The organism is Methylobacter svalbardensis (genome assembly GCF_037671525.1).
GTDB lineage: Bacteria > Pseudomonadota > Gammaproteobacteria > Methylococcales > Methylomonadaceae > Methylobacter_A > Methylobacter_A svalbardensis.
The window spans coordinates 1-5,171 of the sequence record NZ_JAWPOH010000117.1 but is presented as its reverse complement, the minus strand read 5'-3'; the positions used below and the strand labels follow the sequence as shown (position 1 = coordinate 5,171).

The window sequence follows — 5,171 nt, the reverse complement described above, 5'->3', positions numbered from 1 at the left end:
AGCTTTATGGCTCTATTCTTTAGTCGTTTATCACCTAAATCTAAATTACGAAATTCTGTATTTGCCCAATTCATAGCTAAAATGATTCTACTTTACTAAATCTTAACAACTTGTGTGTAAGGAGATGGTCTGTACCCTACAAGGCATTAGAGTTTGCCATCTTAATTTAAGAGTTTACACATCAAATGTGAATTTAATATTAACAGCAGCCTATTAACCAATAATATTTTTAATATATCATTTTAGCGCCAATGCAGTGACTAGGGTAATAACCCCAGGCAGGTTTTTAGCTTTGGGTATGTCGACAAAAAAGTCTTGTACATCCCTGCACGAAGCTCATGATAAATAGGTTGGTAATTCTTCAAATGTGGGAATTCGTTTTCCTAGTCCGCTCTTATCAAAATTCGAACAAATCGTTAAGTCTGATTCGATCGCCTACTGCCACGTTATAGGCTTTTTTTCCGTTTCATTACCGTCAACATTAATATAAACGGATTTATTGTTAATCATGGGGTAATTAAATCCGATTTTTTAAAGATCTCCTTATTCAGGTTTCTATGCATAACAACATTAGCTCTCAGCGGTGAGGTGCTGTTTCTTGGATTAATAACAAAGATAGAAACTCACCGCTATTTAATTTTCCAATATGATTATTTAATCGGATTTTTGATAACTGTATTGATATACATATTTCCCATAACCGGAGCCATATCTTGACGTGGTTGCCGGCAAGTCGTTAAACACTATGCCTTTCATATAGACATTAGACTGGGCTAGACGTTTGGTGCATTGTTCTAATTCGCGCATAGGATGTTGGCCGGCTTTAACAACCATTAATGTCGCGCTTGCCATACGGCCTATGATGCAGGCATCGGTAACAGCCAAAATAGGGGGTGAATCGATAATGACATGATCATACTGTTCGCTAAGGGTCTCCAGTAACTGCCCGAAACGCTCATGCAGCAATAGCTCTGACGGATTAGGGGGAATTGATCCGGTTGGAATAAAGTCGATATTGGCAGCCGCAATATGGCGGATTGCGTTGTCCAGGGTGGTCGTGCTGGAGATTAGATCGGATAGTCCATCTTCTCTGGATACGCCTAAGTTTTTGTTGATAAAACCTTTACGTAAATCGCCGTCTATCAGCAGGATTTTTTTACCGGCATCGGCCAGCACAGTTGCCAGGTTGATTGAGACGAATGATTTGCCAATACTGGGACTGGGACCGGTAATCATGATGATATTATTGTGCGCTTCTAAAAAAGCAAAATGTAGGGTGGTACGCAAACTTCTAAGGCTTTCTATCGCCAAGTCTTCTTTGTTTTCCAACGCTAAAATGATGGGTTGATCGTTCTGCTTTTTGCCTAATTTCTTTAGCTTTTCGTTGAGCTTTACTTGTACATTACTATGGGGAATAGTGGCATAAACCGGAATATTGAGATGTTTTTCTATTTGATCAGGATCTTCAACACCACGATGCAACGCTTTGCGGATAAAAACCCAGCCCACACCAGCAATTAACCCCAATATCAATGACACCGCAACAATTAGCAGTTTTTTAGGCTTTATTGGTTCGGCGGGAGGTACTGCTTTGTCAATAATCCTTACGTCGCCAACGGTACCCGCTTTGGCCACTTTTAGGGTTTGCGCGTTGTTGAGCAATGTGGTGTAAAGCTCGTTGCTGACTTCAACGTCGCGGGTTAATCTTAGGATGACTTTTTGCGTTTCCGGCAACGCTTCAATTTTTTTATCGTTTTCGTTCATCTGTGCTTGTAGCCGGGCGATTTGTTTATCAATCGCTACAACTGTTGGGTGCGATTCGGTAAATTTGCCCCGTAATTCGTCTCTTTGTTGCTGCAGCAGGGTAAGCTGTGTTTTGATTTCTACCACACCGGTCAGAACGTTTTGAGCTTCAAGTTCCAGATTAATCGAACCTCTAGTGGTTCTAAAATCGTTTAAGGCTGTTGTGGCCGCTTCCAGTTGGTCTTTGATAGCAGGTAATTGCTTATCTAAAAACTCAAGTGTATTTTGTGCTTCTTCGGATTTCTGCTCAACATTTTGCTTTACGTAAATATTAGCCACTTCATTGAGTGTCCGTGCCGCGACAGTTGAGGAATCAGATTCGAAGGTAAAACTTAAAATTCCGGTGCTTTTGCCTTTTTCAACGACGGCAAGATTCTCAAATAAGTCATTAATCCCGCTGGCTAAGGATTTTTTCATTACCGTAAATTGTGTGCCTGGTCGCGCTTTTAACAACGACACAAACAGGGTAAACGCTTGTTGATTGTCCGCCAGTTGTTTGATCAGCGGTTTTCCAACATCACCCTCAAGAAGCAGTTGATCGTCATCCACTAAGGTAAAGTGCCCTTGTTCGCCGGCAATCAATATTAATTCTTTATTGACCCAGCTTTCAGGTGTTGAGAATGTATCAATGCGAATTGCCTCGCCACCCCAGGCATATTGATCCAGTCCGAATAGCGGCGCGGAAACCTGGTCGGTTATGTTCTGTTTTTGAAAGCGTCTGGCGATGGCTGCGCCGATCTTTGGAAAGTATTTTGGTTTGGCGATAATATCCAGATTGAGATTTCTAACGGCTTCCCCCAGAACCTTACGCGATTTAATTATTTCTATTTCCGCCGATGCCGGTTCTTGACCTCCCACTAAGGTTGATACCGACGCCAGGGCTTGAAGGGAGTTTAACTTCTCTTCGACCTGCAGCATCGCATCAGCTTTGTAAATCGGTGCATCTATGAGTGCTTTGGCTACCCCTAGCGTTAAAAAGACCAAAGTTATGATGCCAATTAGATGCTTGCCATCCAGCATGGTAGCTATTAATTCTCCCAAATCAAATGCATCATCCTCTTGATTGGCTTGATAGTTTCCTGGATGGTTGGTTATATCTGAGTGTGTTTTTGTCATGCTATCGTCTATTGTTGGGGTAATTTTTCTAACGGTTTGTGTGGCAAATTGATTAGATTAGACCACAAGGAGTTTCTAAATAATGTGATTTCATTCATGGTTCAACTATTCGACAAGCTCACGGCTCATTACGAACGTAATCAACTTGCCGTTCGTCCTGGGCCTATCGAAGGATTTTGCGTTAATGCTTAGTTCTTCGGCTATTCTCAGCAGAGACTTATCGAAGAACTTAAGCATAGATTCCTTTTTAGAAGCATTCAAAAATGTGATCTGAATCATGCTCATTTATCCAGCCACAGCATCATTGATTTAATTAAGGGGGGCAAGAAACGGTTTTACCTTCATAGAGCCGTCAAACGCATTCAACAACGTAATGGTGGGTTGGATTTGATCAATGATTTGATTCCAGCGGATACCCTCAGCTCGATCGACATAGATCACATCGCGTGGCTGCAAAGGAAAGCGATCGGCTAACAATAATGCGTCTGGCGATTTTGCATCCAGATGAAAAATCTCTGGTTTATTAATCCCGCTTCTAAAGACAAAGATTCGCGCTGCATCAGCTGTAGATTGATTAACGCCACCACCATCGCTAAGCGCCTCAGTCAATGTCATCCGGCCCTTATTCATGAAAAGACTGCGTGACCTTCCTGCATTGCTTCCGCCAATCGTTGTTTCACCCAACACAAATATTTTGTTGAAATTGTTATCCGCTACATTCAGCACGTCACCGTGTTTTAGCATTACATTTTGAGTAGTGTCGCCACCTTCATAAAGCGACAAGAGATTAATGCTGTATGTTTTTCCATCACGGGTAAGTGTCACGTTGCGTTGATCAGCTGTTTCCGATTTTACGCCACCGGCACTATTGATTGCTTCCAGGACGGTCAAGGGAATATCTTTTACCAATTGTATGCCGGGTTGATTGACTTCCCCGACCACATAAACCCGCTGGCTACGATAGGAAGTCACCCTCACATCCAGTTGGATTTGTTCGATATATTTGGATAACTTTTCAGTTAACTCGGCTCTTATTTCTTCGACTGTTCTTCCCGCCGCTTGTACTATGCCTGCATAAGGGTAGAAGAAAGTTCCGTCCTCGCCCACAACATTACCGGCAGTTTCAGCCGATCGAAATTCACCGGCTGGAATAGTCAATTCGGGGTGTTCCCATACGGTAATGTTAAGAATATCTCGTGGGCCAACCAGGTATTGCTTATAGTTTTCTAAGACGGGTGTACCTTTTACGGTTTTCGAGCCTATACGATAATCAAAATAAAGATTGGCCGCATTATTGGGACCTAAACTGCGATTATTGAAATCCTTTTCCAGATCGACAATCTTCTGAGCAGTGATAGTCTGGATATTGAGTTTCTTTAAGATGGTTTCATTATCTTTCCCAACCGGTATTTCGACACTGGATTGGCTGGAAAATGGACTCACGTGCATCCCGGGAATAACTGTACAACCGGTAAGAGTTGCTAGTATCAAAAAGATAGATAAGGATTTTTTTCGCATATTATGGGCTTGGGTATTAAAAATGGGATTTTTCTCGATTCTTGACTGACTATGACACAATTAACATGTGGGTATATTTTTAAAATAGACTATTTATCAGAGATCATGTAATTAAGTTAATGCATATCATGTTCTTACTCATCACTTATACATTATAGTCAATATGGAGGATTTCATATACTGGCCGCTATTTGTAAGATCACATAGCAAAAAAACACGAACATACCAGTTTTGATTAGTCCTTTGCAGGCGGAACGATTAGTCGCTTACCAACGATGAACTTAAAGGCCTTGGTAAATTTTAACCTACGCGTTTGCTGTAGAAAAAATTCAGATCTCTCGTAGTTGCGAAAGCTTGCTTTGGGCGTTGGCAAAAATTACACGACTATCAATGCTTGCGGCTGCCCATCGTCCTGCGTCTCTCGTTCACACCCGACAAGGGGAGGGGACATTATCCCAATGACTTGCCGCGATTTTGGAAGGCCGGCATTGTCACAGCGCAAAAAACGCTTCGTGAAAGCACATGCCCTATCGCTGCTATAAAACTATTTGTCGTCACTTTCCGTGACAAACAGCAAACGTAGGGAGTTGTTCATTCTGCGCTGATCTTTATGTTCTCGTAAATGTCGGGTAACTTTTACCATCTTCCATGCATGGCTCATGCCCCAGTAATAAAGCGCAAAAACGATAATAAACGAGTAGAACATAACCCAGTCAGGGGCATTAAACATAATG

General features: G+C 41.9%; 4 protein-coding genes. All 4 read right to left on the bottom strand.

The features are described 5' to 3' along the window. The coding region (locus RW114_RS21105; protein ID WP_422614835.1) for an IS4/Tn5 family transposase DNA-binding protein at nt 1-74 on the bottom strand (74 nt) is incomplete at its 3' end. Between the two features lie 580 nt (nt 75-654). Beyond that, on the bottom strand, nt 655-2,919 hold the full coding sequence (locus RW114_RS19725; protein WP_340124447.1) for a polysaccharide biosynthesis tyrosine autokinase: 2,265 nt from the start codon (nt 2,917-2,919) through the stop codon (nt 655-657). Between the two features lie 309 nt (nt 2,920-3,228). After that, entirely contained in the window at nt 3,229-4,437 is a 1,209-nt protein-coding gene (locus tag RW114_RS19720; protein ID WP_340124446.1) for a polysaccharide export protein, read from the bottom strand. Nucleotides 4,438-4,981: 544 nt separating this feature from the next. Further along, on the bottom strand, nt 4,982-5,171 hold a 190-nt coding region (locus RW114_RS19715), incomplete at its 5' end, for a hypothetical protein (protein ID WP_340124445.1).